The following is a 25,833-nucleotide window of genomic DNA, read 5'->3' as shown; positions in this document are numbered from 1 at the left end:
GGCCGGAGGTCTTGATTTCCGGCATGGCGGAGAAGGTCTCCACGTTCACCCTGGTTCCGGGATAGTTCTCCTCAAAAAGCTTTGCCGCATCCTCCAAAAATGCTTTGTATTGCATGGTGTCATAAGCAGATATGGTGATTTCGCCTCCGATTTCTCCACTGAGGGATAACTGGCCGGATGTTTCATCCGTGCTGTTGTCTTCGGCGCCTGATGGGATTCCCGCTTCGCCTGTGCCGCCGCACGCCGCCAAGGTAAAGGTGAGAGTCAGAGCAAGAACAAATGCCATGATTTTTTTCATTTTGTATTTCCTCTCAAATTGTTTGATCTAAATTGTTTGACCTGGGAGCAATTATACAATTTCAGTGTGAAGTGGTTCTTTCTTTTGCTCACCTCTCTTCCAAATACTGTTCCAGCGTGAGTTCCTTATCCATAATGTTTGCTGCGTGTGCCTTACCTACATAGCGGTAATGCCATGGTTCATACGGATAGCCCGTCACATCTTCCATGCCCTTCGGATAGCGGATAATGAACCCGAACTCCGCACAATGATTAGAGAGCCACTCAAACTGTGGGGTCAATTCAAAATTTTCATCACCCATCGTTGTCACGTCAAAGGCAAGTCCAGTCTCATGCTCACTTTCGCCGGGTCTTGCCGCAGTTCCGTCTGTGGAAGTGGAGAAAATCTCTTTTTGCTCCTCACGCGAACGGTATCCGCTGGTAATGATGAATCCCTTCACACCCTCCTTCTGTGCCGCCGCGAACATCGCGTCCATTGCCTCAAAAACAGTTTCACAGACTTCAATGTCAGCTTGCGCCAACTGAAAATGCCTGTGTTTTTGGTCATAGAGGTTTACAAGATTTTCGGGGTGAAACTCTTTCGGCAGAGGATTCTCAGCGTTTACAAGTAAAATATCTTCCGACGGTTCGCTTGTATGCGGAGCGTTCGTTGGTGGCCTGCGCATACGCAGTGCGCTCTCATGGGGGTTGCTCGTCAGCAATTCCCTGCTTGACTGTATTCTGTCATCTGGTCTGTTCCTATCACTTTCCAAATCAGCATATCTCACGAAAGAAACTATCGCCATGCATAATACCAAAAGAATCCCTGCGATATAAATAAAGCGTTTCAATATGACAGCCTCCTTTGCTGCAATGAGATTGCGGTTACAGAACGGTAGCCAGCCCTGATGTTTCCGCGCCGAGCAGAAGTTTCCCCACGCGAATCTCGATGACCTCATCGGCGATGGGAAAATCAAAATAGCTATCTTGATTGTGACGCCACATATCCCCTTGCAAACATCTCGGCTCGCTCGATATAATGGGTCATGATACCAAAGCACGGTGACAGTCTGCGGAACATATCCGCCTCATCCTGCTCGCAGCCATAAACGGTAATGCCGACGTTTTTCATCATTTTTTCACCTTCTTGATTTTTATGTTCTCCGGCAGAGGATAGCAGATTTTACATTTGTTGATGTAAAGCGGCTTTTGCCCTTTCTATACATTTGTTTCCTCCCATAAAACAGGCATTCGTGTGTGCCACGGTTGCTATTATGGCAAAACAATCTGTATTTCCCCTGTGGCCAACCTGTAGTTTGTCTGTAGCGGCGAGAAATTAAAAAAGACCGGCAGGAATAGCCCTGTCGGTCAAAGTGATAAAGTATGATTGCTTACATCAGCTGGGCGGACGCCTCATGACAAAATGACTGAGGTAAAACAGATAGGTGAAACGCGATACTATACAAACAGTGAATGCCAAAGCAAGAATATTTACAACCTTAATAGTTCTGTTTTGAAAAATCTTGAATAATAAAGCATAAATACCAATACCGATTATCCCTCCAAGTGTGTTGTTAAATATGTCAGTAATATCGGTTCTTCCGATTGCGAAAATGAATTGTATAACTTCAAGCGCTAAGGTTAAACCGATAATTGGAAGAGTTTTTTTAACAAAAGACCATTCGCTTTTTAACATGCAGATATAGATGCCCAACGGTATAAAAAGAAGTATATTATAAACAATTTCGCGTAAGAGTATAACTCCGTTTTCATCGAAAGACCCCTGAAACGGAATCAGATTGATTACTCGTATTCCGTCTGATATCTCAGAATAAAATGGTAGTTTGAAAAGAATTATCCCTGTCAAAACCAGTATATATATTACGAATAATATGATTGTAAGTGTGTTTTGTTTTTCCGATTTCATTGTTTTTTCCTCCTATGGAACAAAAGATATGCTCGGAAGCATACCCTGCCGGTCAAAGTAATAAATTATGACTGTTTACATTTTCGGCAAACTCATCCAAAACAGAACGCCGTCCGGAGTATTTTCCAAAGCAAACTCGACGTTCATGGCTTCCAGCGTTTTCCGCACGATGACCAGCCCCAAGCCGTTCCGTCCGCTTTTCCTGCTTCGCGCCTTATCCACGCGGTAGAACGGGTCGAACAGCTTCGGCAGAACAGTATCGTCAATCCTCACGCCCATGTTCAACACGCAAAGGCGATATCGTTCAGCCGCAGGTTCGCTCCATATCCGAATCTCGCCGCCTTCGGGCGTATTCTGCACCGCGTTCAATATGACGTTGGAAAGCGCCTTTTGGAGCATTTTGGGGTCGGCCAGGCAGGTCTGCTCATCAGGAATATCCGTGACAATACGCTGACCGTTTGCCTCAGACAATGTCTGAAAGTCAGGCAGCATGTCGGCAACTGTATGCCTGATGTTCAGTTCTTCAGGAGCGGGTACGATTTTCCCGTCATTCAGGTTTACAATCTCCAGTATCTCGGAAATTACCTTGCTCTGTGCGTCCATCATCTTCACGCATTCGCGCAGATATTTGGGGTGGTCTTTGTAATCGCCTATATTTTCGAGCATTCCTTCCAACAAGATACTCGTCGCCGCGATCGGTGTTTTTAACTCATGGGAAGCCGCCGCGAAGAAATACCGCTGAGTTTCCTCCAACTCGCGCTCCCGCAGGATTTCATTTTTCAGTTTGACGTACATTGAGTGAACGTCGCGGGCTAACGCACCGATTTCGTCCTTGCGCTCCGCCGGAAACGGCACATCCTTGAGGTTCGCCATTTTATTGGCGTTATCCGCCAACACCTTGATGGGTTTAGTCATCTCCCTCGCAAAGACAAAAGCGCAAACGAGACAGAGCATAAGCATTATAGCAAACACGGTAACTCCACGAACGATTAAATCACGATAGAACGATTCTAAGCCCGTCCTATTTTGAGCAATAATGGAATAGTCCTTATCTTTATGCACGACATAATAAAAATCGCCATCAAAATTTCCCGATGTGTCGGCATTCGGCGTGGCGAATATTGGAACGCCGTCTTTATCTGCAATAAAAAACTCAAAAGATTGGTTGGTTTCAGAAAACCGCTGTGCCAATCCAGCAATGTCGCTGGTATTGTTTCTTTGAATCCGATTTACCAAAGGCTGATATGAAGCTACTATTTCACGAGTTTGTATCGTCCTGTAGAATGACTTGAACTGTTGCGAAAATAGTGCTACCGTGACGCCGAGAAGCAGCAATATGGAGATTATCGTATAAGTAAATATCTTCGTAAAAATCCCGTGCTTTTTCATTAGCATTCTTCCTCCAAGCGGTAGCCCACGCCGCGAACCGTCTTAATGATGTTCTCAGGCAGTTTCGCCCGCAGGTTCTTGATGTGGGTATGCACGGTGCTGCCGTCACCGTCAAAATCATAACCCCACACACGGGATAAAATCACCTCATGTGATAGTGTCCTGCTTTTGTTTTGAACTAACAGCATTAGGATTTCAAACTCTTTGAGGGTCAAGACAATTTCCTCGCCATTATATGCAGCTTTGAAATCCTCCGGAAAAAGCGTCAGCCTGCCACAGTGGATTTCTTTTGCCAACGCGCCGCTTCGCCGGAGCAGGGCTTCCACACGTTTTAACAGAAGTTGAATTTTGAACGGCTTTGTTACATAATCATCCGCTTCCGCGTCAAACGCTTTGATTTGATTCTCATCATCGGAAAGCGCGGTCATCATCAGAATAGGGGTATTGTTCAGTTTGCGGAATTCCCGCAAAAGCTCATGCCCGTTCATTCCCGGCAGCATGATGTCGAGAATGACAAGCTGATAGGCGTTATCGTAAAACTTGGTGTGCGCTTCATCGCCGTCCAGGCAGGCATCTACCCTATATCCCGCTTCAGATAAAAAAGCTTTGACTGTATTGCAGATATGCTCATCGTCCTCGACAAGCAGGATTCGTATAGACATAAATATCCCTCCGCAAAAAGAATAACTCAGCAATCTGTATTTTTCCTGTGGTTTTAAGATTTTTTTCGTTCGGATTTCGTTCGTCCGTCAGCGGTTTCCCTGGTTTTTTTGAAATAGCCCAGCCTTTTACTAAAGCAGGAGTAAAAAACAACCAGAATCCATCACCCGGATATTTTTTACCGTTGCTATAAATTATGCTTTGGTATCAAATTACACATCGGAGCTGAAATTTGCTAACGCTTACATTATCATCTTTTTAAGATACAAGCAAGTGAATAAACAATTTTACCCCTCTGCATAAAGATAATTCTTTTCTGTCATCAATCTTTCCCACAAGGGATACTTCACTCTTAGGTAATATAGACAGCAACAGATGGATTATCGGGCACCATATGCCCTCCTATAATTTCTGCCCTTTCCATTTACACAAAGCTGATTGTATATCAACCTCCTCCTATACTTTGGGGTAAAGACTATGTGCTAAACTTTCTGCCATAGAGCAACACCTTTCTTCTGTTTTATGATGACATACCTATTGCGTTTATTCATCCGAGATTATAACCCTGCAAAAAAGATTATACGGAATTGTGGGGCCGGAGTATCTAACGTTCTCAAACAGCTTACGGTGGTGGAGCTATAAAGAGCTGGAAGCATTGGCATCCTGCCTTCGCTCCCAGCTCTTTATATCAAAACTACGGGCTAATTTAATTGTTGTTCTGATATAGTTAATGTTTGCTTCCGAAAATAAGGTAATCGCATAAACACTTCCTTTAGCTTCTGCTTTGTTGACTGGAAAAGCATTTCGTTTCTATCCGTTAGTTCCTCTTCTCCAAAGTAACGGTTCTCAATATATTTTGTATATCGAAATTCTATAAGTATACCTTCAAACCGCTCCTGAAAAATATTGCGGTAATGATGAATGATGTGTCCTCTCATGATTGCATTATCTATAACACTGTAACCTCGTGCTATAAAACCTTTATGAAGCTCCCGCAATGTTTGTTCAGAGGACGTAACGCCGCATCTATTTGATAAGTACACATCATTCATCCCAAGCCTACTAAGACTTTGTGTTATTTTTAGGTCCTATGGATGGCCCATCAATTAATTCGTTCATGCTATCTGCTTCCTGAAAATTCCCAGCAGTAAGGCTACAAAATATGCCTTAACCGTATTGCCCAAGACTTCTTCAATTACGCGGGGAATCCATATAGCTATAAACGGCAGCACCTTCCATGCAGTAAAGATTGTTTCGCGTAATACGACCGTGTTAAGCGTAGTCACAATCAAGCCCGAACCTACCATAGCGATTAACAACCGGGGAATTTGCCCTTTTCGTGCGTCATGAAGAAACTTTTTTGGCATAAAGAAATCTGCTGCTAACAAAAGGATACCAAGAGCAGCACTTCCAATGACTCCTGCTGTTACGAAAGTGATGTAGGTTGCCAGATTTCCCGATGGGTCTTTCGTGTCAATTGTCCTTATAATAAGCATTTTGCTGACAAGGTGCATATTGTCTTTGATGTTTCCTTTCTGTTTATGGTCGTAAAATCCGGCATCAATACCATCGGTAGACAGAAACGCAATATTACAAATACCTACCAACAATAAGAACGTGGAACATACTGCGACTGCAATTCTCATTTTCTTACTGTCCTTGTTTCGCAGAATAGCCCATAATGCTCCCCTGATAAATCCACCGGCAGCTACGACCAGCGTCATGAGGGGGATATAGGTGCCTACAGGCTTCAATAAATAGCCTAAAAAGTCAGAAAGCCCGGACACAACAGCGCCATACACAGGCCCAAATAAAAGAGATGGCATGATGGAGAAAATGCCGGAGACCCCAACACTCATTCCGTTTTGTCCAAACATGGGTATGTAAAAAGAAAATGTTGTTTTCAAAACGAGTGAAATACTAAGGAATACCGCAGATATCGTGATACGGCGCACATATAAAGATGAATCTTTCAATTTAACTTCTCCCTTCTTAATAGAACGTGTTATAGAAAGTTTACTGTTAAATTGACTTGCTAAGTTGTGACCATCAAATACACCTCCTGTTATGCAGCACAGCTACATAACAAGAGGCATACTAATACACCGCTTCTCCTTATGTAGCAGCGGGATGCGAACCTTGTACCGTAAGCCTGCAAAGGCTTTTCGTCCCTCTGACAACTCCCCGTTCAGAAGGCACTTCAAATCAGTGATTTACGCACAAAGTCCTACTCTGCTCTTGACTTATAATTCTTTCTGAATGAAAATCAAGGTACTCAGAAAACAATAAAAAGGGCCCACCAATCCAAGCATCATGCCCAGACGGTCGGCCTCCCAAAACGCTATACTTCCTGTGGTTAATCCCACTTCCGTCAGTCGTACAGCATATTTATATTATCACTACTTGTTAATATTGTCAATTTCAACTTCGGGCCAAGTTGGAGGTATTGACAAAGTCAATTATTTTTTACTGCACTGCATAACGATGTATTTTTACACAAAAAGCAAACACAAGAAAAATCGCTCTTGCATTTGCTTTTCTTAAATTCTCTATGGATTTTGCAAGCCAATGTGAATAATTTATTGGCTCGCTATCGTAATATAATGCAGTTAAGAACGTATACAAATTTTCTATAAAGGCAATTAATTACTAAATGAACTAAAAGCATTGGACAACAGTCAAGTCCGAGTGTGGCATGAAAGATATTCGGCCCCTGAGAAGGAGTTTTCTGCCTGATCATTTCCGTCACAGACAAGAGCTCTGCCGCGTAAGTTCAATCGTATAGCTATGGCACAAAAGCCTAAGGCTTTATATGTCAATATTCCAGGCTTATAAATCACAATAAGGCTTATCAGAGCAAGGGGACCGTTTTTCTGCATTCTTCAATTTCTTCCCTTGACGGCATAGCCGGGATGGCTCCTTTTTTCACGGTGGTCAGGCTGCCTGCCGCATTGGCAAAGTCAACAATGTCTTCCAACTCATCCTTTGACAGTTCCCGAAGCTGTCCAACTGATTTTCCTTTCAGCCGGTAATGAACCGCCCCCAAGAAAGCATCCCCGGCGCCGGTCGTGTCTACCGTCTTCACATCGTAGGTGTGCAGCTGTCCAAAGGCGTTTTTATTCCGGTAAAAGGCTCCTTCCGGGCCCAGTGAAACCAGCACCAGCGATATGCCCAGTTCCAGCAGTTTCCCGGAACCTTTTAGCAGGTTGCTCTCTCCGGTTAGCAATTCCAGCTCCTCCTGGGAAACTTTAACAAGATCCGCCATGCACACACCCTGCTTCATCTGGACCTTTGCGTCTTCCGTATCCTCCCACAGCAGGGGGCGAAAGTTAGGGTCAAAGCTGACAAGCTTTCCCATCTGCCTGGCGCAGGCCACCGCTTCAAATGTCGCGGCCCGGCTGGGGTCGCCGGTCATCGAAACCGAACCGAAATGGAAGATTGCGCAGTCCTCGATGACGTTTTTACAAAGTTCCTCCGGTGACAGCATCAAATCCGCGCCCGGATTCCGGTAAAAGCTAAACGTCCGGTCACCATGACTATCTAGCTGTACGAATGCCAGCGTTGTCGGGACTCGCTCGTCTGCGACCAGACTTGAGACATCAATCCGGCTGTCCGCCAGAGTCTGCCTCAGAAATTCCCCGAAAGCATCCCGGCCAACCTTACCAATAAAAGCGGTTTCCCCGCCCAGCCGGGCGTTCATTGCCAGCACGTTGGCGGGCGCCCCTCCAGGGTTTCGTGCGAAAAGTTCCATGCCCTGCTCATTTTTTCCGTTTGGCGTGAAATCGATCAACAGTTCTCCGACCGCGGTTACATCAAACCTCAATTCCGGCACACTCCTTTACAACTTTTGACAGAACTCAACTTTTTCCATATTGGGGCCTTCCACTGTAAAAAACCGTACCCCTCGTTCCCAAAAAGGCAGCGACTGAATTTCAGTGTCGAGCAGTTTCAGTCCGGCCGCTTTTGTCATTGAAAAAGCGGATTCAATGTCGTTCACATCCAAAGCAATATGATCAATGGCACCTGCCCTCCCTACGGCGCAGTGATTTTCATAGGTTTCAATCATCAGGTTTCCCAGCTTTAAAAAAGCGACTCGCTCATGGGCGGCCTCGTTGACCGCTTCCAGTACAGATTCAAAACCCAGCGCATGATAGAAGTCAGCTGTCCGGTCGAGATTATTCGTCGGAATCCCAATATGCTGGAGTCCGGTCAGTAAAGACGAAACTGTCATTTTATATTCCTCCTGTTTTATAAGGTCAGAAACAGGTATAAGCCCCATCTACAAGAACATCGCTGCCGGTCGTATAGGTGGCGGCAGGGCTCGCCAGATAAAGCACCGCAGGAACCAGCGCCTCGGGGTCGCCCATCTCATGAGTAGGCATCAGCGGTGTCCAGGCATCCTTCAGTTCTTGTTCTACATCTGCCGACATCGGGGTCGCAATGTAGCCGGGACTCAGGCTGTTGACGCGGATACCGTAACCTGCCCATTCCATTGCAAGAGACTTCGTCAGATGGATGACTCCGGCTTTGGATGCATTGTAAGACGCCTGCCACTGGGGAATGTTGACAATCGTGCCCGACATGGAAGCCATATTGATGATGTTGCCCCTGATTTCCTTTTCAATCATCATACGGCCTACAGCGCGCGCCATGATATATTCGCCGGTCAGGTTAATGTCGATCACTTCCCGCCACTCCGCAATGGACGCGTTCAGGGTATCCTTATGGATGCAGATACCGGCGTTGTTGAACAGGATATCCACTTTTCCGGAGCGCTTCTCAATCTCCGCCAACACGGTGTCCACCTGCTTCTCGTCAGTGACATCTGCTTTCAGGTCATATGCTTTTCCGCCGTCCCGCAGGATTTTATCCACTGTTTCCTGCGCCCCGGAACGGCTGAGAATCACAACCTCCGCGCCCGCCCGCGCGAACCCGTGCGCAATCACCTGGCCGATCCCGCGCCCGCCGCCTGTTACGATTGCTGTTTTACCAGTCAGCCCAAATAATTTTTCCAAATACTGCATCGCTCAAAACTCCTTCGCCTATCTAAATTGATTTCACTTTTCGCCTTTTTTGCAAACAGTCAAAGCCAACTGCCAACAACAGAACCGAGCCCTTGACGACCATCTGAATATAGGAACTGGCGTTCATCAGCACCATGCCGTTGTTGAGCACACCGAGAATAATCACACCCGCTACCACATTGCTGATTTTTCCAAATCCGCCGCTGACACTGACGCCGCCCAGAACCACCGCTGTCAGGACATCAAATTCAAACCCCTTGCCCGCTACCGGCTGTCCGGAGTTTGTCCTCGAAAGCATCACAATCCCTGCCAGGCCGGCAATAAACCCGGACAGCGTGTATGCCATGCAGTGCACCATTTTTACATTGATGCCCGAGAGCTTCGATGCCTCCTCATTTCCGCCCACCGCATAAAAGTACCTTCCGAAATAGGTCATATTCAGGATGAACGCGCCGGTCAGCAGAACGATCACCATAATAATGACCGGAACCGGAATAGGCCCGACATACCCCTGACCGATAAACGCAAAGGACTCCGGAAAGCCGAAAATGGGAACACCGCCTGAAATAATGTAAGCAAGCCCCTCCAGAATGGTCATCGTGCTGAGCGTTACAATCAGCGGAGGCATATGAATATTTGCAATCACCCAGCCATTCAGGAATCCTACCGCAGTGCTTACCAGCAAAGCCGCCAGAATCGAAAGCACCGGGCTTGCTCCGGCGTTTACCATCAGCCATGCGGTGATGATATTCGCCAGCGTAATCTGTGAACCGATGGACAAATCAATCCCGCCCAGCAGCAGTGCAAAGGTCATTCCTACCGCCGCAATGCCGAGGGTGGAAATCTGCCGAGCCACATTAAAAAGATTGCTGGGATGAAGAAATGCTTTGGATGCGATGGAGAAAAAAATAATTAGGACCAGAAGGACCAGATAGATTCCATACCTTTTTAAACCTTCCGTCAGTTGTTTCATGAGGCAGCCCCGCTTTCATTTTTCGATGCATATCTCATAATCAATTCCTGGCTAAAGGATTCCTTTGGAACTTCCCCGCTCAAGTGGCCTTCCGAGAGCACGATGATCCGGTCCGACATGCCCATGACCTCCTCCAGTTCCGAAGAGATCAAAAGGATGGTTTTCCCGTTTTCCGCCAGTTGGTTGATCAGCTTGTAAATTTCATATTTCGCACCCACGTCAATACCGCGGGTAGGTTCGTCAAGAATAATCAGTTCCGGCTGCGCAGCCAGCCATTTTGCCACAATTACCTTTTGTTGGTTGCCGCCGCTTAAATTTCTAACCTTCTGCTCCAGGCTGGGGGTTTTGATCCGGATTTCTTTTTGATAGACTTCCGCAATCTGCCGTTCCTTCCTTTTGTTCACCACAGACATTCTTGAAATCTGCGGCAGGATAGCCAGGCTGATATTTCCCTTAATATCAATGTCCAGAAGCGCGCCCTGCCGTTTGCGGTCCTCCGGGACAAGTGCGATCCCATGGTTAATGGCTGCCCTCGGAGACTTGGGACGAATTTCCTGCCCTTTGAAGAACAGTTTCCCTTCGGTGATGGGAACCGCCCCGAAAATCAACTGCGCCAGTTCCGTCCTCCCTGCACCGATAAGCCCCGCAAATCCCAGAATTTCTCCCCTGTGCACTTTAAATGAAATATCCTTCAGCCCGTTCCCGGACAGGTGCCGCGCCTCCATAAGAACCTCGTCCTTAATCACCGTCTGCCGGGGCGGGTAGGTCTCTGTCTGTTCCCGGCCCACCATCAGCGTTACCAGCTCACCCACGTCAGAGTCAGCCGTAATCAGTGTTTTAACCTTTTCACCGTCGCGCATGACGGTGATCCGGTCCGACAGCCGGAAGATTTCTTCCAGCCGGTGGGAAATATAAATAATCGTAACGCCCTGTTCTTTTAAACGGTCCACCATGGCAAACATATATTCCACTTCCGCTGTGGTTAAGGGGGCCGAGGGTTCATCCATGATCAGTATCTTTGCATTTTGTGAGATAGCCTTGGCAATTTCCACAATCTGCTGATACCCGACGGTCAGATCCTTAATCAAAGCAGCCGGGTCAATATTGATCCCAAGTTGGCGGAAAATTTTTGCGGATGCATCCATCATTGCCTTGCGGTCTATCAGAACGCCTTTCCGGATAGCCTTGCCAAGAAATATATTTTCCGCAACCGTCATTTCTCCCACCAGGTTGAACTCCTGATAAATAACCGCAATCCCATTTTCTTCCGCAAGCTTCGGGGTCATTGCCGGGAATGATCTCCCGTCGACGACAATCTCCCCCTTGTCCGGAACCACCGCTCCCGTACAGGTCTTAATGAGTGTGGATTTCCCGGCACCGTTTTCTCCGATCAGGGCATGGATTTCTCCCCGTCGGACTTCCAGCGTAATATCATGCAGAGCCACCACGCCGGGATAGGTTTTTGTAATATGTTTCAGTTCCAGGATGTTTTCCGCAGCATCCATCATGATTCCTCCTGTTGAATATAAAGCAGGAGGAAATCCCCCTGCCTTATATCCCAAGTATTTGTCCGCACACAGTTCTGTGATTGAATCATCGGTGAAGCATCCGCATCCTATTGGGCGGTGTAGTACTGGCTGAGATTATCCTGATTTACGAGGAAGGTATCCCTGTAGATTTTCTTTTCAACAGATTCTCCGTTAAGCAGCTTTTGTGCCCAGCTGAAAATTTCCGCCGCGATGGCTTTTCCGTCGCCGGTGATCATCACCGACCCGCGATTGGATTCATCATTGGCCATTGCCGCCATTTCCTCCTGCGTGCAGTCCGCCGCAAACACACCGAAGTCATCGGTCAGTTTTCCTGACGCTTTTACCGCCTCATTAGCTCCTGTAGCGCCGCCCCCGCCGATGCACGCGATCACCTTGAGGTCGGGATGCGCCTGCAGGATCGTTTCTGTGGCATCCATCCCCTGCGTTGCTGTGATTGCGCTGGCCGTAGCAACGATTTTTGCGTCGGGGGCCTGTTCCTTGATGGCATCCTCAATCCCTTTGCCGCGTTCCACCAGGATTTCCAGCTGCGGATAATTTAAAACGGCTACTTCTGCGGACCCTCCGCACTGGCCGTTGATCCAGTCTGCGGCGGCGGCTCCAATTTTTTTGCCCAGATCATAGTTATCGATCAGCCAGCAGATGTCCGCGTTCTGAATATCTTCATCCCAGCAAAACACCTTGATTCCGGCGTCCATCGCCTGTTTAAGCGCATTGTCGATAGCGGTTGCCTCGGCCGGCTGGATAATAATGCAGTCCACACCGCTGGAGATAAAATTCTCAATCTGTGTGATCTGCGTGGAGGCATTGCTTTTGCACTCCAGATATGTAAGCGTCCCGCCCGCATCTTTTACCATTTTGTCGAGGTTTTCACAGGTGCTGGCAAAAATCTGGTTGGTCAGTTCGTTGACTGTCATGCCGATTGTGAACCCGTCCTTGGACGCTGAGGCATCAGCGCTTTGCGCTGTACTTCCCGTGGACTCCGAGCCGGCAGGCACTTGGGCACTCCCCGAACTGCAGCCCGCCATTGAACCAAGCGATAAAACCGCGCAGAGTAAAATTGACACAAGTTTTCTTTTCATATTCTTCTCTCCTTCTTTATTTGCAGATCTTTACGACCGCTTTTACAATGTTCGCTTTGTCAGCAATGCTCCTGTCCATGGCGTTCTGAATGTCGTCAAAATCGAATACGTCGGTGACAATGCCCTTGAGGTTTACCTTTCCGGCAGCTACCGCCTCAATCGCAATGGGATAGATATGGCGGTAACGGAATACCGTTTTAAAAGTCAGCTCTTTATCCAGCGCCAAGCTCATAGGCAGCGTCATCTCACCGGATTTGCTGTAACCTACCAGCACAATGGTCGCGCCCTTTTTCGTGAAAGAAATGGCCTGACGGGTGGCAAGTTCGACGCCCGCCGTCTCGATAGCCAGATCGCACCCCATGCCGCCGGTCAATTCCAGCACCTTTTGAACGGTATCCCCTTCCCTGCCATTGATCACACCGTCCGCGCCAAGCTCCAGCGCCTTGTCCAGACGCTTCTGCATGATGTCCACGACATAGACCTTCGAGACACCCTCGGCTTTCAGCGCCATCATCGAAACCAGGCCAATGCAGCCCGCGCCCATGACAACGGCGGTCTGCCCGGCGTGGGCCCCGCCCTGATTCGCGGCATGGAATCCCACCGCCAGCGGTTCAATCAGCGCGCCTTCCAAAGTGCCCACGTTATCCGGCAGCTTAAAACAAAGGTCCGCTTCATGAGCCACATACTCCTGGAATACGCCGTCCACCGGCGGAGTGGCGAAAAAGATAACATCCGGGCAGAGGTTGTATTCGCCTTTCCTGCAAAATTCACAGTGGCCGCAGGTTTTTCCCGGTTCCAGCGCAACCCGGTCACCCGCCTTCAAATGGGTTACTTTCCTGCCGGCTTCCACCACTGTCCCCCCGGGTTCGTGCCCCAGAACAAAGGGCGGCTTCACCACATAATTCCCGATGGCGCCGGTCTCATAGTAATGCATATCGCTGCCGCAGATACCCACATACTCCAGTTTCACCAATACCTCGTTGTCCCCCGGGATAGGGATATCGCGCTCTGCATAACCCATTTTGCCGATTCCGTTCATGACCGCTACTTTCATTTTCCCTTCCATGTCCCTGCCTCCTTCATTTATCTATGCTTTTATGAAGCATTTGCCCTCCTTTCTTTCCGTCTAATTGATTTACACTTTTATAAAATATTTATTAAAGTAGCTATACAATAAACCTGCCGGCTTTAAAAGTCAACAGGTCTGTAACAACTTTGTAAAAGAAAGCAAACGGAGAATGCGTCGTTTGTGTAAAAAGCTGAGAAACTACAGATAAAAATGGGCTCATACAGCCAAGTGTGAGCCCATTTTTCATGTATTAAAGCTGACCGATAAACTGTTCAATCTGTAAGAGCGCGGCTCCTACCGCAGAAGCTTCCAGTTTATAACGGCAGACCCTGAGGTAAGTGGCGTCCGGTTCAAAGGTATTTCGCTTTGCTAATCTTTTCCGAAGGTCTTCGGCGAACTCCTCCAGATAGCCGCCCACATACCCGCCAACAATCACATCGCAGTCAAAGGTCATCCGCAAATTATTGACCTCGACCGAAAGCCAGTCCAGATATTTCTCCCAAACGGAACACAAAACTGTGTCCCCCGCACGTACCCGTTCGAAAAAGACAGCCAAGTTCCCATCCGTATGGTTGGAGAGCACTTTTGCCGAACAGTAAGTATCGAGGCACCCCCGCTTCCCACAGTAACAAAGTTTGCCATCCGGCTCGAGCGTATGGTGTCCAAACTCACCGCTGCGCTGATTATCCCCCATGTAAAGCGATCCGTCCAAAAGGATAGCGCCGCCGACGCTGTTGCTGAGCGAAAGATACACCGTGTCCCGCTTGTCTTCCTGATTGCGCAGCTCGGCAAATCCGGCCGCATTGGCATCGTTGATAAAAACGCAGTGCCAAGGAATATGGCGGCTAAAGGCCGACGTGGGGACGTCTCTGAGCCCAATCGCATGGGAACGCGCTAAAAGTTTTCCCGATTCGTCTACAATTCCCGGCAGGGAAATTCCTACGCCCAAAATTTTTTCCCGTGGAATACAGGATTCCATGATGAAGTGATCAACCACTTCGCCAAGGAATTGAAAATAGGAGTCCTCCATGGAAAACGGCTTTTGCATGCGTGAATACCGCACAAGCCCGCCGGCCAAATCTACAAGCACAATACTGACATGGTTCTGGGTAATATCCAGCCCAACCGCAAGATGCGCGTCTCTGACAGGTGCAAAAGCGCGGGCCTTGCGCCCTCCGGTCGATTCAAATGCCCCGACCTCTTCCACCAGGCCGAGCACCAGCAGTTCCTTGACATTTTGCAGTACCGTCGGCCAGCTGATGTCAAGTTTTGCCGCAAGCTCACGCTGAGAAATACGGTCACAGGAGAAAATACTGCGCATCGTATTTGTCCGGTTAATTCTTTTAACATCTATATTGCTCGCCCGGGAGATTTTCATAACATTCCATTCCTTAAAAAGATTTATAAAGTATTTATTATTATGATACCTTTCTATGGAATAAATAGCAAGAGTGTTTTTTAATTTTTCATTTCGTCAAGGTAACAGAAACAATGTTTTCCTTCACCACAGGAATTACATTTGCTTGGTTTAAACTATTTTATCTATTCTTTACTTCGACGTTATAATTGTAAAACTTCTTAGTGCTATCTTTATTTTAATAGAAAAATTGCACAAAATAATGAAAGAATATCTTCCTAACCTCATTTGTAACAGATATACTACCGGAAAGGCAGTAAAGATAAATACATATGATAATTGATATCAAAAAAGAACTGGATGATATTATTCGCAAAAAACAGATTAAAATTGTTTTTCAACCAATTATATCCCTGCGGGATGGGAGTATATTGGGGCATGAAGCACTTAGCAGAATAACCAGCAAAAGCGCTATAAGCAATCCGGAAATGCTGTTCGCTGCCGCTCAGACTTATAAACGTCTGTGGGAACTCGAACAGCTTTGCAGAACAACCGCACTGGAAACCGCATTCAAATTTATGGATCCTCCATACAGTAAGAAACTGTTTCTCAATGTAAATCCTCATGTTATGCACGATGATCATTTTAAAAAGGGCTTTACCAGTGAATTTTTGAAACAATATCACATTACTTCTGATAATATTATCTTTGAAATCACTGAAAAAAGCATGGTAATGGATACAGCCGGATTTCAGCAGACGATCAACCACTATAAAAATCAGAACTACAAAATTGCAATTGATGATGCCGGTGCAGGATACTCCGGGCTGAACCTCATCAGCGATGTAAATCCAAATTATATCAAGCTGGATATGAATCTGATTCGGGGAATCCATGAAGACAGCTTGAAATACGCACTTGTCAAAGGAATGGCAGAACTCTCCAAGGCTTCTGGAATTGCGCTGATCGCAGAAGGCATTGAAACTTATGAAGAACTGCAAACCGTTACAGATCTGGGCGTACAATATGGGCAAGGGTATTTCATTCAGAGGCCAGATGAGAACATACATGAAATCGGCAAGGAGGTCTTGCTGGTGCTCGAAGAAATTAATCAGATCAAAAGTAATTCGGCCCCCAACAGTTTATCCAGCACATGTATCAAAGGCCTGTGTACTTATACGAGTATTGTTTTGCCAAACGAAAAAGTATCCCACGTATATGATATTTTCAGGCAAGACGCAAACTGCTTTGGGTTATGTGTGATTGAAAATCAAAAACCTGTCGGGATTGTTACACGGGAGAAGCTCGCGCTTCAGTTAAGCGGCCACTATGGATTTACGCTGCACCAAAATAAATCCATCTGCTCGCTTATGGACCAGCAATTCTTATGCGTGGATTGCAGGACACCTGTGAGTGAAGTTTCTTCAAAAGCAATGTCCCGCTCCAGTGACCGCCTTTATGATTTTATTGTGGTTACGGAAAACGGAAAATACCTGGGAACCGTTACAATAAAGGACTTGCTGCAAAAAGCCAGCGAAATTGAGGTCACAATGGCAAAACATCAAAATCCGCTTTCCGGACTTCCCGGGAATCTGATTATTGAGCAAAAGCTGAAGCAGTGTGTGGAAAGTACTCAGGAATACGGAATAGCCTACTTTGACATTGATAATTTTAAAGCGTATAACGATGTTTACGGTTTTGAAAACGGTGATTCAATCATCCAGTACCTGGCAAAAGCGCTCAAGCAAAATTTACCTGTCGATGATTTCGTCGGGCATGTCGGCGGGGATGATTTTGTGGTAATTTTCTATCATGAAACTTCGCAGGCTTTTTCACAGAAGGTCGTAACTCAGTTTGAAAAATTCGTTTTGACCCGTTATAATCAGGATGATCTGAAAAGAGGCTATATTACCGCCGTCAGCCGCAGCGGCAATATCGAAAAGTATCCGTTGATGACGTTAACCTGCGTCGCGGTAAACAGCTGTGAGCATCAATTTACCGATGTGTTTACCTTAACCGAACTGTTGGCCAATTTAAAAAAAAGGGAGAAACAGCGGAAAACTCTTGCCGCTTCTTCCCTTTCCCATTTTGACTGACCGTCATAAAGTTCCGTCGTATTCGAAGATTGGAAACAACAGACAGGCAGCCGCGCTCTGTTCTATATTTCACAATGATTTTACCTGGCTATGATGCTGTTTATAGTTTGACATCATACACTGTAGCCAAAGGGGTGAGTCTATGAATACAGAGTCGCATATTTTAATGGGGAAATTTTTGTGCGGATATGTGGGCAGCCACTACGGAATTCCATTGAATCAAAGGAGTTTTGTCCTGGGCAATGTTTTACCGGATTACTGCCCGTCCTTTTTGACAAGTCCGCATTATCTGAAGAACAATAGCTCTTACGTTCAACATGTGATCCGCGCCGTTACACCTCTGACTTCGTCCGCATGCAATGACAAAAAACGTTCCCGGCTTCTGGGGATCCTTTGCCATTTCTATGCGGACTTTTTTTGTTTCGCGCATAACAGCGGTTTTACGGGCGGTCTGTACGAGCACATCGCATATGAAAAAGAGCTGTACCATTTCTTCCGGGAAAATTTTCAGCAGATTGTTCCCATCCGTTTTGTGTCGCGCCCCATCCCGGGTGCCCGGCCGGAAGAGATTTACCGGCAGTTTGAAAGCCTGCATTCCAGCTACCTTTTGTCGCGTCCGTCCTTGGGAAACGACCTGCTCTACGCCATGATGGCCTGCATCGACGCGATAGTTTTGACCTGCGGGTGTACAGCTGCGGAAATTACGCAGACAAATCTCCACCAATCTCATAAACTGCAGGTTGTGTGACACGGAAAGGAGAACCAAATTGCGCATTGCATTTTTTACAGATACTTTTTATCCCCAGATCAACGGCGTTTCCAATACGCTGTCCTATTTGAGCCGTTATCTGCAGGACAATCAGGTAGAACATCTTTTTTTCACCCCTGATTACGGCTTCGATACTGCCGAATGCGCGGATCTGCCGGTCGTGCGGTTCAAGGGGTTCCGCCCGGTGATTTATCCGGAATGCCGGCTTGCGTTTGTGCCGCTGGAGAGAATGACCCGCCTTCTTGCGGATTTTGCTCCGGACGTAGTCCATATCGTCACGGAGCTGGGCATCGGCCTTTCCGGATTGCGCGCGGCAAGCGTCCTGAATATCCCGATCATCATGTCTTACCACACCAATTTCGATAAATATTTACAGTTTTATCATCTTACGCATTTCAGCCAGGCTTTGTGGTCTTATATGAAATGGTTTCACAGCTTTGCACAGGTAAATCTCTGCCCTTCCCGCGACACGATGCGGTCCGTACAGCAGCATGGATTCACAAACACGAGTATCTGGTCCCGCGGAATTGATCTTGAGCGGTTCCACCCTTCCCATTTCTCCGCTGCGCTGAGGGAACAATACGGGGCACGGGATAAAACCGTCTTTTTATATGTCGGACGTATTTCCGCGGAAAAGGGACTTGATGTACTGATGCAGAGCATCCGCAGCGTCAATGAAACACACGGCAAACAGGTACAATTCTGGATAACGGGTGACGGCCCTCTTTTGAACGAACTGGCGGCACAGGAACTGCCGAATGTGATGTTTACAGGGGAAAAACGGGGCGAGGAGTTGGTGCAGATCTACGCGAGCGCCGACGCGTTTGTGTTCCCATCCGGGACTGAAACATTTGGAAACGTTGTGCTGGAGGCGATGGCAAGCGGGCTGCCGGTCATCTGCACGGATTCAGGCGGAGTCACCGACTATACAGTTCCCGATGAAAATGCCCTGGTGTGCCGCTACAGGGACCCGGCAAGCCTGTCCGGGGCCATCCTCGAATTGCTGGATCCCAGCCTGCGGAGCCGGATTCGTTCGCAGGCGCTGCGTACGGCAAAGAGCAGAAGCTGGGACGCTATTTTTGAAAACCTGATGCGGCATTATACAGCGGCTCAGGCAGCTTTACCCCTCCGCCGGACAGCCAATTAAGGACGGGGCTGGTATGATTACAAAACGGAAGCTCTTGGCCCGGCTTAACGCCGGATTCTATTCTGTACTGATTAGCATCGGAGAAGGAGGCGTTATGAAAATAGCAGTTGTGGGAACAGGTTATGTAGGGCTGGTGACAGCGGTGTGTCTGGCACATTGGGGCCACACGGTGACCTGCGTCGAGTCAAATTCTCAAAAGCTCTCCCTTTTAAAATCCGGGCAATCCCCCATTTTTGAAAAGGACGTAGAGAAATTCATGTGGCTCTATGCCGACCGGCTTGTCTATACAGACAGCTGCCGGGAGGCATGTGTGGATGCGCAGGTCGTTTTTATCTGCGTGGGAACGCCCGAACGGGAGGATGGCTATGCAAATCTGAAGCATGTTTTTAAAGCCGCCGAACAGGTTGCCGACAATGTGAGCAGCGATTGCGTCTGTGTAGTAAAATCCACGGTTCCCATCGGCACAAACCGAAAGCTGGAACGCTTGTTTTCGTCTAAGGTACGGAATGGATGCACGGTTGAGGTCGCCTCCAATCCCGAATTTTTGTCGCAGGGAACCGCCGTATACGATTTTTTGTTTGGGCCTCGCGTTGTCATTGGCGTGGCAAGCACGCGCAGCGAGGAAGTCCTGAAAAATGTGTATGCCAATTATACCGGGCCAATCATCGTGACCGACCGGCAGACGGCTGAAATGATCAAGTATGCGTCCAACAATTTTTTGGCGCTGAAAATCTCCTATATTAACGAGATCGCCAACCTGTGTGAACGCGTGGGTGCGGATGTGGAAACCGTTTCCCTTGGGATGGGAATGGACAGCCGTATCGGAAAACAGTTTTTGCGCGCGGGCATCGGTTACGGTGGCTCCTGTTTCCCCAAAGATACTAAAGCACTTCATTGGCTGGCAAAATACCATGATTATGAGATCAAAACAGTAAAAGCGGCAATTGAAGTGAATGAAAACCAAAAGATGCTGCTTTTCAAAAAAGCACACAGATATTATCAAAACCTCGAAGGCCTGACAGTCGCCGTACTGGGGGTTACCTTCAAGCCGGATACCGACGATTTGCGGGACGCTCCATCGCTGCAAAATATCGCGCTTCTGCTGGAAGCGGGCGCACATGTCCGCGTGTGGGATCCATCCGGATATGATTCTTTAAAAATCCTTTTTCCCCATTCGCTTGACTGCTGCGATACCATCCCAGAGGCAATCAGTAACGCGGAGCTATGTATGATTATGACCGAATGGAAGCAGATCCGGGAGTTTGCCCCGGCTGAATACGCGAAACATATGAAAGCACCGGTGGTGATCGACGGGCGCAACTGCTACAGCCCGGAATCTGTAAAAAATGCTGGGATTGTCTATGACAGCATCGGCAGGCCCCGCATTCTGCCTATCGTGGAACCTGCTTCGGCAGAGAGTACGCAAACCACACTGGTTTGCCGTTCATTTCCCGCAGTTCTTTCTGTTTCAACAGATCATTCGCATCTTTACTGACCCTCCGGCCAAACAGCTATAGTTCGCCGGATTTTTGATTTCTTCCTTTCAATTGGTTCCGTTTTTTGAACAATTTATATAGTTTTCCAGCAGTTACATTTGCATATTTATATTTAAAATGCTACAATACAGTTGTCAGATAGATCAGGTATCAAAAGGGGGTTTCGTGATGGATATTCAAGCTTTAATCGATCTGCTGATTAAACTCGCGGGACAGTGCAAATAATCAGAAGCCATTTTCACGCGGCTCTCGCCATTCGGCGGGGGCTGCTCTTTTGTTCCGCCGGTTCTGAAAGAGACTGTCAGAAAATTGATTACCACCGCGCTTTCGGCCACAATAACCGATAAAAACGAGATGTTATTGGTTATATTTTCTACTGGCCTTATGGTATAATAGCCGTAGAGTGGCTGTTCGGAGCGATACGCTCGCAAAAGCTCGCCCCCGCCCTGATGGGCCGATGATACCACTGCGTGCTTTGCACTTGTGGTATAGTAGCCTGGGAAGTCTGAAGATCATAGAAAATCCGGACATAAGCAGGAGATGAGGCATTTATGACGATTGAACAGCTTGAATTTTTGATAGCAGTTGCCAAATGCCGCCAGTTTACAGCTGCAGCCAATGAGCTTTATATTTCTCAATCTTCCCTTTCCAAACAGATTTCAGCGCTGGAAAAAGAACTCGGCATCAAGCTGTTAGTAAGGAATACCCGCAATTTTTCCCTGACCCCCGCCGGAGAGGAAGTATTGGAAAAGGCCGGGCAAATTATGGCTGAATACGAGAATCTCACTCAAAAAGTTGCTTCTTTCCGGCGTCCTCATGGAGAAATAGTCGCGATTGGTGCCGTGCCCATATTAAATCATTACGGTATTACCGAAAAACTGCTGCGCTTCCGCAAGGAAAACCCCCTTATCTCTATCAAAGTGACAGAAACAGTGACGGCCGACATTTTTGAAATGCTGGATCGTCAGGAAATCGATATTGGCATTATCCGCACCCCCTATCTTCATGACAGTTGTTATGACATCCTGCCAATCCTGAAAGATGAACATATCCTGCTGGTCAGCGACCGCCACCCGCTGGCAAGCAGCAAGGAAGTCGGCATAGAACAGGTGGCTGACGACCACTTTATGCTCATGGATACGGACCCCTATTATACACGTTTCTATTTGAAGATTCTGCGGGACGGCGGGATCCACCCCATCATCGAATACACGAAAATGCGCCTGGAAACCATTAAAGTTTGTGTTATGGAAAATACCTGTATTTCTTTGATGATGCACAGGGTTGCCGACTACCATAAAATGTCAGGAACACAGGTATTGCGTATAAAAGACCACCCGTTTCTTTATTTGGCTATGGTCACGAAAAAAGGAGCCAGGCTCTCTGCCGAAAGCCAAATGCTCCAGAATTTTTTATATCAAAAATAAAGGCCTGCACCAGTTTTAAAAAAGATAAAACATCCTTTCTGTTTTTGATGGTTTGAACACGTACCATCTGACAGAAAGGATGTTTTTTGTTTACGCTTGCACCTCACCGCACAGCGGATGGCTTTATCGGACTCAGCTACTTGTTAAAGCCACCTTTTTTATTGACACACTACGATTATTTCACCGGACATTCAAACAGGACCGCACCTTGTGCCAACAACGACTGCTGCAATTCCGAAACATCCTGCTCCATCCGGCGGGGTGAGATGCCCTCTTTTACGCATAATGCGGCAGCAGTACCGGCAGCCTGGCCGGTAACCATCGTCTGGTGCAAGTAGCGCAGGTATGCGGGCCGGTCGGTAGAAATACACTTGCCGGCTGCCAGCAGATTGTCTACCTCCCGCGGCACCAGGCAGCGATAGGGAATGTCATAGGAACCGCCGTCTTTCGGGTAAGCCATATCGGTCTTATAGGTCACACAGGCGTTCAATGTATCCATAGTGGACACATGGTAAGCGCCCGCCTTAAAAGAACTCTTGCCGATGGTGTCTTCAAATTGTCTGCATTCAGCCACATCCTCTCTGGTCAGGACATAGTCCCCCACGATACGCGGGCCCTCGCGCAGACGAAGCTCGGTGCAAACCTTCGTGATATAGGCGTTCCTGAAGCCGGGCACATAGTTCTTGAAGAAACGCCATGCAATGAGATTCTGCTTGCGGCACTCTATCATACAGCGGGTCAGATCCCAGGCATCGGTGGGCAGCGTGTGATCCCATTGGGAGGAGTGCTGAAAATGCGCCTGAATGTGCCCGCCCTCTTTGGGAGTCAGGAAGAACCCGGCACCGGAATAGGGATGCCAGTCACCATTTTTGAAAGCCATATCCCGCAGCTCGTAGAAGCCCATCAGCTCGCCCAGTTCGGTAATATCATGGCATTTTTCATACATGTTGATAATATCTTCCTGCGTGTTGGCCCACTCAAAGGGAAAAACCAGCTGGCGGAATGAGAACTGATCAGGATGTGACCGGATATAGGTAAGCAGTTCTTCCCAATCAACGCCGTCCACGGTAAAGGCCAGCGTATGAGGCTGGATCTCATCCCGGCCGACGCACTCCATTTCACAGCCTGCATGGGCGGACACATAGCCCTCTCCGGTGCAGTCGATGACAATTTTGCCTTTGATTTCATTGCGTCCGTTGGCGTTTTCAACCACAATACCTGTTACAGTATTTTCTTCTTTGGTGACGCCGACCACGAGCGTATCCAGCAGCAGCTGCACGCCTTCTTCTTCCATCATTTCAAACATCAGCATGGTCCACCATTCCGGATCTACGTAGGAGAAGGTATACCCTGCTTTTTCACGAACCGGATACCGCAGATGCGGGAGCGCATGTCCTGTTTGGAACAGGCGCTGGTAAGTCTCTTCCACGATGCCGCCTATATCGCGTTTCCCCTGAGGATTGAACAGACGGGCATAAGCAAATCCCGGAGGGCCGGAAAGGCTCATCTGCCCTCCCATGGTGCCGGTACGCTCTACCAGCAGGGTTTTCGCGCCGCCCCGGGCCGCGGAAATAGCTGCGGCAACACCCGAAGTACCGGCTCCACAGATGATCACATCATAGGTTGTATCATAACTCATAATGGAACTCCTCCAATAAACAAATTTAAATGAATCCCCGCTCGAAATATAAATCAGCTGACAGCAACTTTCTTAGCTTGATGCCGCTCATACATTTTAGCAAAAGAAAGACGCATATCGGGGAAAAGCAGAACAGTCAGCAGCACAACCCCACCCAGATTGATAAAGAGATGGGTTGGCCACAAAATGATTGCAGAAACTGCGCAGAGCAATATGCGGCGCGGCATGGAGACCTTTTTTTGCCAATAGCCGGAAAGAGCAATGCATACGCTGAAAATAGCATAGGCACACAGTAAAAAGTTAAGTGCGATCATACCCGGTGCGCCAACCATGATCAGGGCAGGCTCAAAGCAAAATACAAACGGCACAATATATGCCGCAATCGCCAACCGGAAAGCCGTGGTTCCCACCTTGGTCGGATTGGCTCCCGCCAGCGGCGCAGCCGCAAAGCAGGATACCGCTACCGGGGGTGTGATGTTGGAAATGACTGAAAAATAGAACACAAATAAATGGGCCGCCATGGCAGGAATCCCAAATTCGATGAGAGAAGGGGCCACTAAGATGGCCACTAACGAGTAGGCTGCAACGGAAGGCATCCCCATTCCCAGCACCAGAGACGCCAGCGCGGCACAGATCAGAAGCAGCAAAACGTTGCTCTGCCCCAGACTTGTCAGCGCCAGACTTAAGTTGAACGCCAGCCCGGAAGCATTAATGCAGCCGACTACGATACCTGCCATCGCCATCACAATACCGATGCCGATCATCAGGTCGCCGCACTCCCTTAAAGCGCCAATAAACTGCTTCAGGAAGTGGGTCCGGTTCTCTTTTTTCACAGCCAGGCAGGGCAGCGCTACAACGCTTGCAATAATCGCCGAAATGGCGGCTGGCAGGCCAAGGTTAAACATGCAAATCAGCAGTACCACAATCGGCGGAATAATGAACCAGCCATTGCTCCAGGCGTCCTTGGGTTTGGGAAGTTGTTCGCGGGGTATCATCTTTAGCTTCATTTTCCCCGCTTCCATATGTACCTGTACAAAAGTGGCCAAGTAAAAAAGAATGGCTGGAAACAGCGCTGCCATGGCTACCTTGGAATAGGAAACACCCAGTGTTTCAGCAATAATGAATGCCGCAATACCCATGACCGGCGGCATAATCTGACCACCGGAAGAAGCCACAGCCTCCACTGCGCCCGCCATATGCGGAGGATATCCGGCTTCTTTCATCATGGGGATGGTAACACTGCCGGTGAGCAGAACGTTTGACATGGGCGCGCCGGTAATGGTACCCACCAGACTGGAGGCTACCACCGCCGTTTTCGCACTGCCGCCCTGGGCTTTTCCGCAAAACAGCAGCGCGAAATCAATGAAGGATTTTCCGCCGCCGTAATGCAGCAGGACCTGCCCGAAGAAAATGAAAGCGACACCCACCGTAGCCCCGAAGCTGAGCATATACATCAGACTGTTGGGGTCCACATAGATATAGCTGACCATCTTCGGCAGCGTAAACGGGCGGCTATGCAGAATACCCGGTAAAAATTCTCCGAATTTTGTGATAAGCAAAAAAACGATACACACAAGCATCAGCGAAATGCCCATGGAACGGCGCAGGCCTTCCAGCACCAGCAGAATCGCAATGATGCCAAAGATCGTGCGTGCCGTGGTGGCCACCCCCATGTTCACAGCAATAGACGGGTAAGCAGCTGTAATGTACAGGCCGGCGGCAAGGGACAGAACGGCTAAAACCAAATCCACGGCTGTAAAGTCGGCCCCCTTTTTATAGGGGTTGGATACAAAGGTACCAAACAAAATCATGGCCAGGTAAATGCCCAAATATTGCTCGGTATACATGGAGAGTCGAAAGTAGGACGGTATATCAATGATGATCATAAGGCCAATAATCGCAATGGCCGGGAAGGAATACCAGCGTACCCTTTCAAAAAGCTTGTTAAACATAAT

General features: G+C 47.9%; 21 protein-coding genes, 2 pseudogenes and 2 riboswitches. Of the genes and pseudogenes, 5 read left to right on the top strand and 18 right to left on the bottom strand.

What is annotated here, in order from left to right; genetic code table 11:
- From C1A10_RS08055 to C1A10_RS07985, 16 genes and pseudogenes are all read right to left on the bottom strand, one after another.
- A pseudogene (locus C1A10_RS08055) lies at positions 1 to 298 on the bottom strand (hypothetical protein); the annotation flags it as partial.
- 88 nt (positions 299 to 386) lie between these two features.
- Positions 387 to 1,127, bottom strand: coding sequence for a M15 family metallopeptidase (locus C1A10_RS08050; protein ID WP_180951048.1), 741 nt, complete (start codon positions 1,125 to 1,127; stop codon positions 387 to 389).
- 131 nt (positions 1,128 to 1,258) lie between these two features.
- On the bottom strand, positions 1,259 to 1,411 hold the full coding sequence (locus tag C1A10_RS18455) for a hypothetical protein (protein ID WP_180951056.1): 153 nt from the start codon (positions 1,409 to 1,411) through the stop codon (positions 1,259 to 1,261).
- Positions 1,412 to 1,672: 261 nt separating this feature from the next.
- Positions 1,673 to 2,203, bottom strand: coding sequence for a VanZ family protein (locus C1A10_RS08045; protein WP_101909755.1), 531 nt, complete (start codon positions 2,201 to 2,203; stop codon positions 1,673 to 1,675).
- A gap of 75 nt (positions 2,204 to 2,278) precedes the next feature.
- Entirely contained in the window at positions 2,279 to 3,592 is a 1,314-nt protein-coding gene (locus C1A10_RS08040; RefSeq protein ID WP_101909754.1) for a HAMP domain-containing sensor histidine kinase, read from the bottom strand.
- Positions 3,592 to 4,254, bottom strand: a complete 663-nt coding sequence (locus C1A10_RS08035; RefSeq protein ID WP_101909753.1) for a response regulator transcription factor — start codon at positions 4,252 to 4,254, stop codon at positions 3,592 to 3,594. Before C1A10_RS08035 ends, C1A10_RS08040 begins: the two co-directional genes overlap by 1 nt.
- Positions 4,255 to 4,591: 337 nt before the next feature.
- Positions 4,592 to 4,731 (bottom strand): annotated as a pseudogene (locus C1A10_RS18890) (transposase); the annotation flags it as partial.
- Positions 4,732 to 5,367: 636 nt separating this feature from the next.
- Positions 5,368 to 6,228, bottom strand: coding sequence for an ECF transporter S component (locus tag C1A10_RS08025; protein ID WP_242968871.1), 861 nt, complete (start codon positions 6,226 to 6,228; stop codon positions 5,368 to 5,370).
- A gap of 145 nt (positions 6,229 to 6,373) precedes the next feature.
- A riboswitch (THF riboswitch) is annotated at positions 6,374 to 6,489 on the bottom strand.
- 71 nt (positions 6,490 to 6,560) lie between these two features.
- Positions 6,561 to 6,641: riboswitch (ZMP/ZTP riboswitch) on the bottom strand.
- Positions 6,642 to 7,103: 462 nt separating this feature from the next.
- Complete coding sequence (locus tag C1A10_RS08020) at positions 7,104 to 8,075, bottom strand: carbohydrate kinase family protein (protein ID WP_101909752.1); 972 nt, start codon at positions 8,073 to 8,075, stop codon at positions 7,104 to 7,106.
- A gap of 15 nt (positions 8,076 to 8,090) precedes the next feature.
- The gene (locus C1A10_RS08015) at positions 8,091 to 8,483 is read right to left on the bottom strand and encodes a VOC family protein (protein WP_101909751.1); all 393 of its coding nucleotides are present in this window, start codon (positions 8,481 to 8,483) and stop codon (positions 8,091 to 8,093) included.
- Between the two features lie 25 nt (positions 8,484 to 8,508).
- The gene (locus C1A10_RS08010; protein WP_101909750.1) at positions 8,509 to 9,276 is read right to left on the bottom strand and encodes an SDR family oxidoreductase; all 768 of its coding nucleotides are present in this window, start codon (positions 9,274 to 9,276) and stop codon (positions 8,509 to 8,511) included.
- 22 nt (positions 9,277 to 9,298) lie between these two features.
- Complete coding sequence (locus tag C1A10_RS08005; protein ID WP_101909749.1) at positions 9,299 to 10,249, bottom strand: ABC transporter permease; 951 nt, start codon at positions 10,247 to 10,249, stop codon at positions 9,299 to 9,301.
- Positions 10,246 to 11,757: a sugar ABC transporter ATP-binding protein gene (locus C1A10_RS08000; protein WP_207654717.1), complete on the bottom strand. Its 1,512-nt coding sequence runs from the start codon at positions 11,755 to 11,757 to the stop codon at positions 10,246 to 10,248. The genes C1A10_RS08005 and C1A10_RS08000 overlap by 4 nt, the downstream gene beginning before the upstream one ends.
- Positions 11,758 to 11,864: 107 nt before the next feature.
- A complete protein-coding gene (locus tag C1A10_RS07995) occupies positions 11,865 to 12,878 on the bottom strand; it encodes a sugar ABC transporter substrate-binding protein (protein WP_101909747.1) in 1,014 nt (337 codons plus the stop codon).
- Positions 12,879 to 12,894: 16 nt separating this feature from the next.
- Positions 12,895 to 13,944: an NAD(P)-dependent alcohol dehydrogenase gene (locus tag C1A10_RS07990; protein ID WP_101909746.1), complete on the bottom strand. Its 1,050-nt coding sequence runs from the start codon at positions 13,942 to 13,944 to the stop codon at positions 12,895 to 12,897.
- Between the two features lie 253 nt (positions 13,945 to 14,197).
- Positions 14,198 to 15,325 carry an ROK family transcriptional regulator gene (locus tag C1A10_RS07985; RefSeq protein ID WP_101909745.1) on the bottom strand — a complete coding sequence of 376 codons (1,128 nt, stop codon included), beginning with the start codon at positions 15,323 to 15,325 and terminating at the stop codon, positions 14,198 to 14,200.
- A gap of 311 nt (positions 15,326 to 15,636) precedes the next feature.
- Between C1A10_RS07985 and C1A10_RS07980 the strand changes: the two genes are divergently transcribed.
- The 5 genes from C1A10_RS07980 to C1A10_RS07955 all read left to right on the top strand — a co-directional run bounded on the left by C1A10_RS07980 (position 15,637) and on the right by C1A10_RS07955 (position 22,239).
- Complete coding sequence (locus tag C1A10_RS07980) at positions 15,637 to 17,400, top strand: GGDEF domain-containing protein (RefSeq protein ID WP_101909744.1); 1,764 nt, start codon at positions 15,637 to 15,639, stop codon at positions 17,398 to 17,400.
- A 142-nt stretch (positions 17,401 to 17,542) separates the two neighbouring features.
- Entirely contained in the window at positions 17,543 to 18,148 is a 606-nt protein-coding gene (locus C1A10_RS07975; protein ID WP_101909743.1) for a zinc dependent phospholipase C family protein, read from the top strand.
- Positions 18,149 to 18,167: 19 nt separating this feature from the next.
- A complete protein-coding gene (locus tag C1A10_RS07970; protein ID WP_145997710.1) occupies positions 18,168 to 19,316 on the top strand; it encodes a glycosyltransferase family 4 protein in 1,149 nt (382 codons plus the stop codon).
- Between the two features lie 94 nt (positions 19,317 to 19,410).
- Positions 19,411 to 20,811, top strand: coding sequence for a UDP-glucose dehydrogenase family protein (locus C1A10_RS07965; protein ID WP_101909797.1), 1,401 nt, complete (start codon positions 19,411 to 19,413; stop codon positions 20,809 to 20,811).
- A gap of 552 nt (positions 20,812 to 21,363) precedes the next feature.
- The gene (locus C1A10_RS07955) at positions 21,364 to 22,239 is read left to right on the top strand and encodes a LysR family transcriptional regulator (protein ID WP_101909740.1); all 876 of its coding nucleotides are present in this window, start codon (positions 21,364 to 21,366) and stop codon (positions 22,237 to 22,239) included.
- A gap of 175 nt (positions 22,240 to 22,414) precedes the next feature.
- Here C1A10_RS07955 and C1A10_RS07950 read toward each other — a convergent pair whose 3' ends face one another.
- Positions 22,415 to 23,878, bottom strand: a complete 1,464-nt coding sequence (locus C1A10_RS07950; protein ID WP_101909739.1) for an FAD-dependent oxidoreductase — start codon at positions 23,876 to 23,878, stop codon at positions 22,415 to 22,417.
- 53 nt (positions 23,879 to 23,931) lie between these two features.
- On the bottom strand, positions 23,932 to 25,830 hold the full coding sequence (locus C1A10_RS07945) for a TRAP transporter permease (RefSeq protein WP_101909738.1): 1,899 nt from the start codon (positions 25,828 to 25,830) through the stop codon (positions 23,932 to 23,934).
- Positions 25,831 to 25,833: the final 3 nt, after the last annotated feature.

Origin of the sequence: Marasmitruncus massiliensis, assembly GCF_900186535.1 — a bacterium.
Lineage (GTDB): Bacteria > Bacillota > Clostridia > Oscillospirales > Ruminococcaceae > Anaerotruncus > Anaerotruncus massiliensis_A.
This window is presented reverse-complemented; position numbering and strand designations above follow the sequence as displayed.

Bases quoted from the DNA above. Each gene is read 5' to 3' on its own strand.
- C1A10_RS08015 (WP_101909751.1), bottom strand. From the start codon at position 8,483: ATGACAGTTTCGTCTTTACTGACCGGACTCCAGCATATTGGGATTCCG.
- C1A10_RS07995 (WP_101909747.1), bottom strand. From the start codon at position 12,878: ATGAAAAGAAAACTTGTGTCAATTTTACTCTGCGCGGTTTTATCGCTT.
- C1A10_RS07955 (WP_101909740.1), top strand. From the start codon at position 21,364: ATGACGATTGAACAGCTTGAATTTTTGATAGCAGTTGCCAAATGCCGC.
- C1A10_RS07950 (WP_101909739.1), bottom strand. From the start codon at position 23,878: ATGAGTTATGATACAACCTATGATGTGATCATCTGTGGAGCCGGTACT.
- C1A10_RS08035 (WP_101909753.1), bottom strand. From the start codon at position 4,254: ATGTCTATACGAATCCTGCTTGTCGAGGACGATGAGCATATCTGCAAT.
- C1A10_RS08010 (WP_101909750.1), bottom strand. From the start codon at position 9,276: ATGCAGTATTTGGAAAAATTATTTGGGCTGACTGGTAAAACAGCAATC.
- C1A10_RS08005 (WP_101909749.1), bottom strand. From the start codon at position 10,249: ATGAAACAACTGACGGAAGGTTTAAAAAGGTATGGAATCTATCTGGTC.
- C1A10_RS07990 (WP_101909746.1), bottom strand. From the start codon at position 13,944: ATGGAAGGGAAAATGAAAGTAGCGGTCATGAACGGAATCGGCAAAATG.
- C1A10_RS07985 (WP_101909745.1), bottom strand. From the start codon at position 15,325: ATGAAAATCTCCCGGGCGAGCAATATAGATGTTAAAAGAATTAACCGG.
- C1A10_RS07980 (WP_101909744.1), top strand. From the start codon at position 15,637: ATGATAATTGATATCAAAAAAGAACTGGATGATATTATTCGCAAAAAA.
- C1A10_RS08000 (WP_207654717.1), bottom strand. From the start codon at position 11,757: ATGATGGATGCTGCGGAAAACATCCTGGAACTGAAACATATTACAAAA.
- C1A10_RS08040 (WP_101909754.1), bottom strand. From the start codon at position 3,592: ATGAAAAAGCACGGGATTTTTACGAAGATATTTACTTATACGATAATC.
- C1A10_RS07965 (WP_101909797.1), top strand. From the start codon at position 19,411: ATGAAAATAGCAGTTGTGGGAACAGGTTATGTAGGGCTGGTGACAGCG.
- C1A10_RS07975 (WP_101909743.1), top strand. From the start codon at position 17,543: ATGAATACAGAGTCGCATATTTTAATGGGGAAATTTTTGTGCGGATAT.
- C1A10_RS18455 (WP_180951056.1), bottom strand. From the start codon at position 1,411: ATGATGAAAAACGTCGGCATTACCGTTTATGGCTGCGAGCAGGATGAG.
- C1A10_RS08045 (WP_101909755.1), bottom strand. From the start codon at position 2,203: ATGAAATCGGAAAAACAAAACACACTTACAATCATATTATTCGTAATA.
- C1A10_RS07945 (WP_101909738.1), bottom strand. From the start codon at position 25,830: ATGTTTAACAAGCTTTTTGAAAGGGTACGCTGGTATTCCTTCCCGGCC.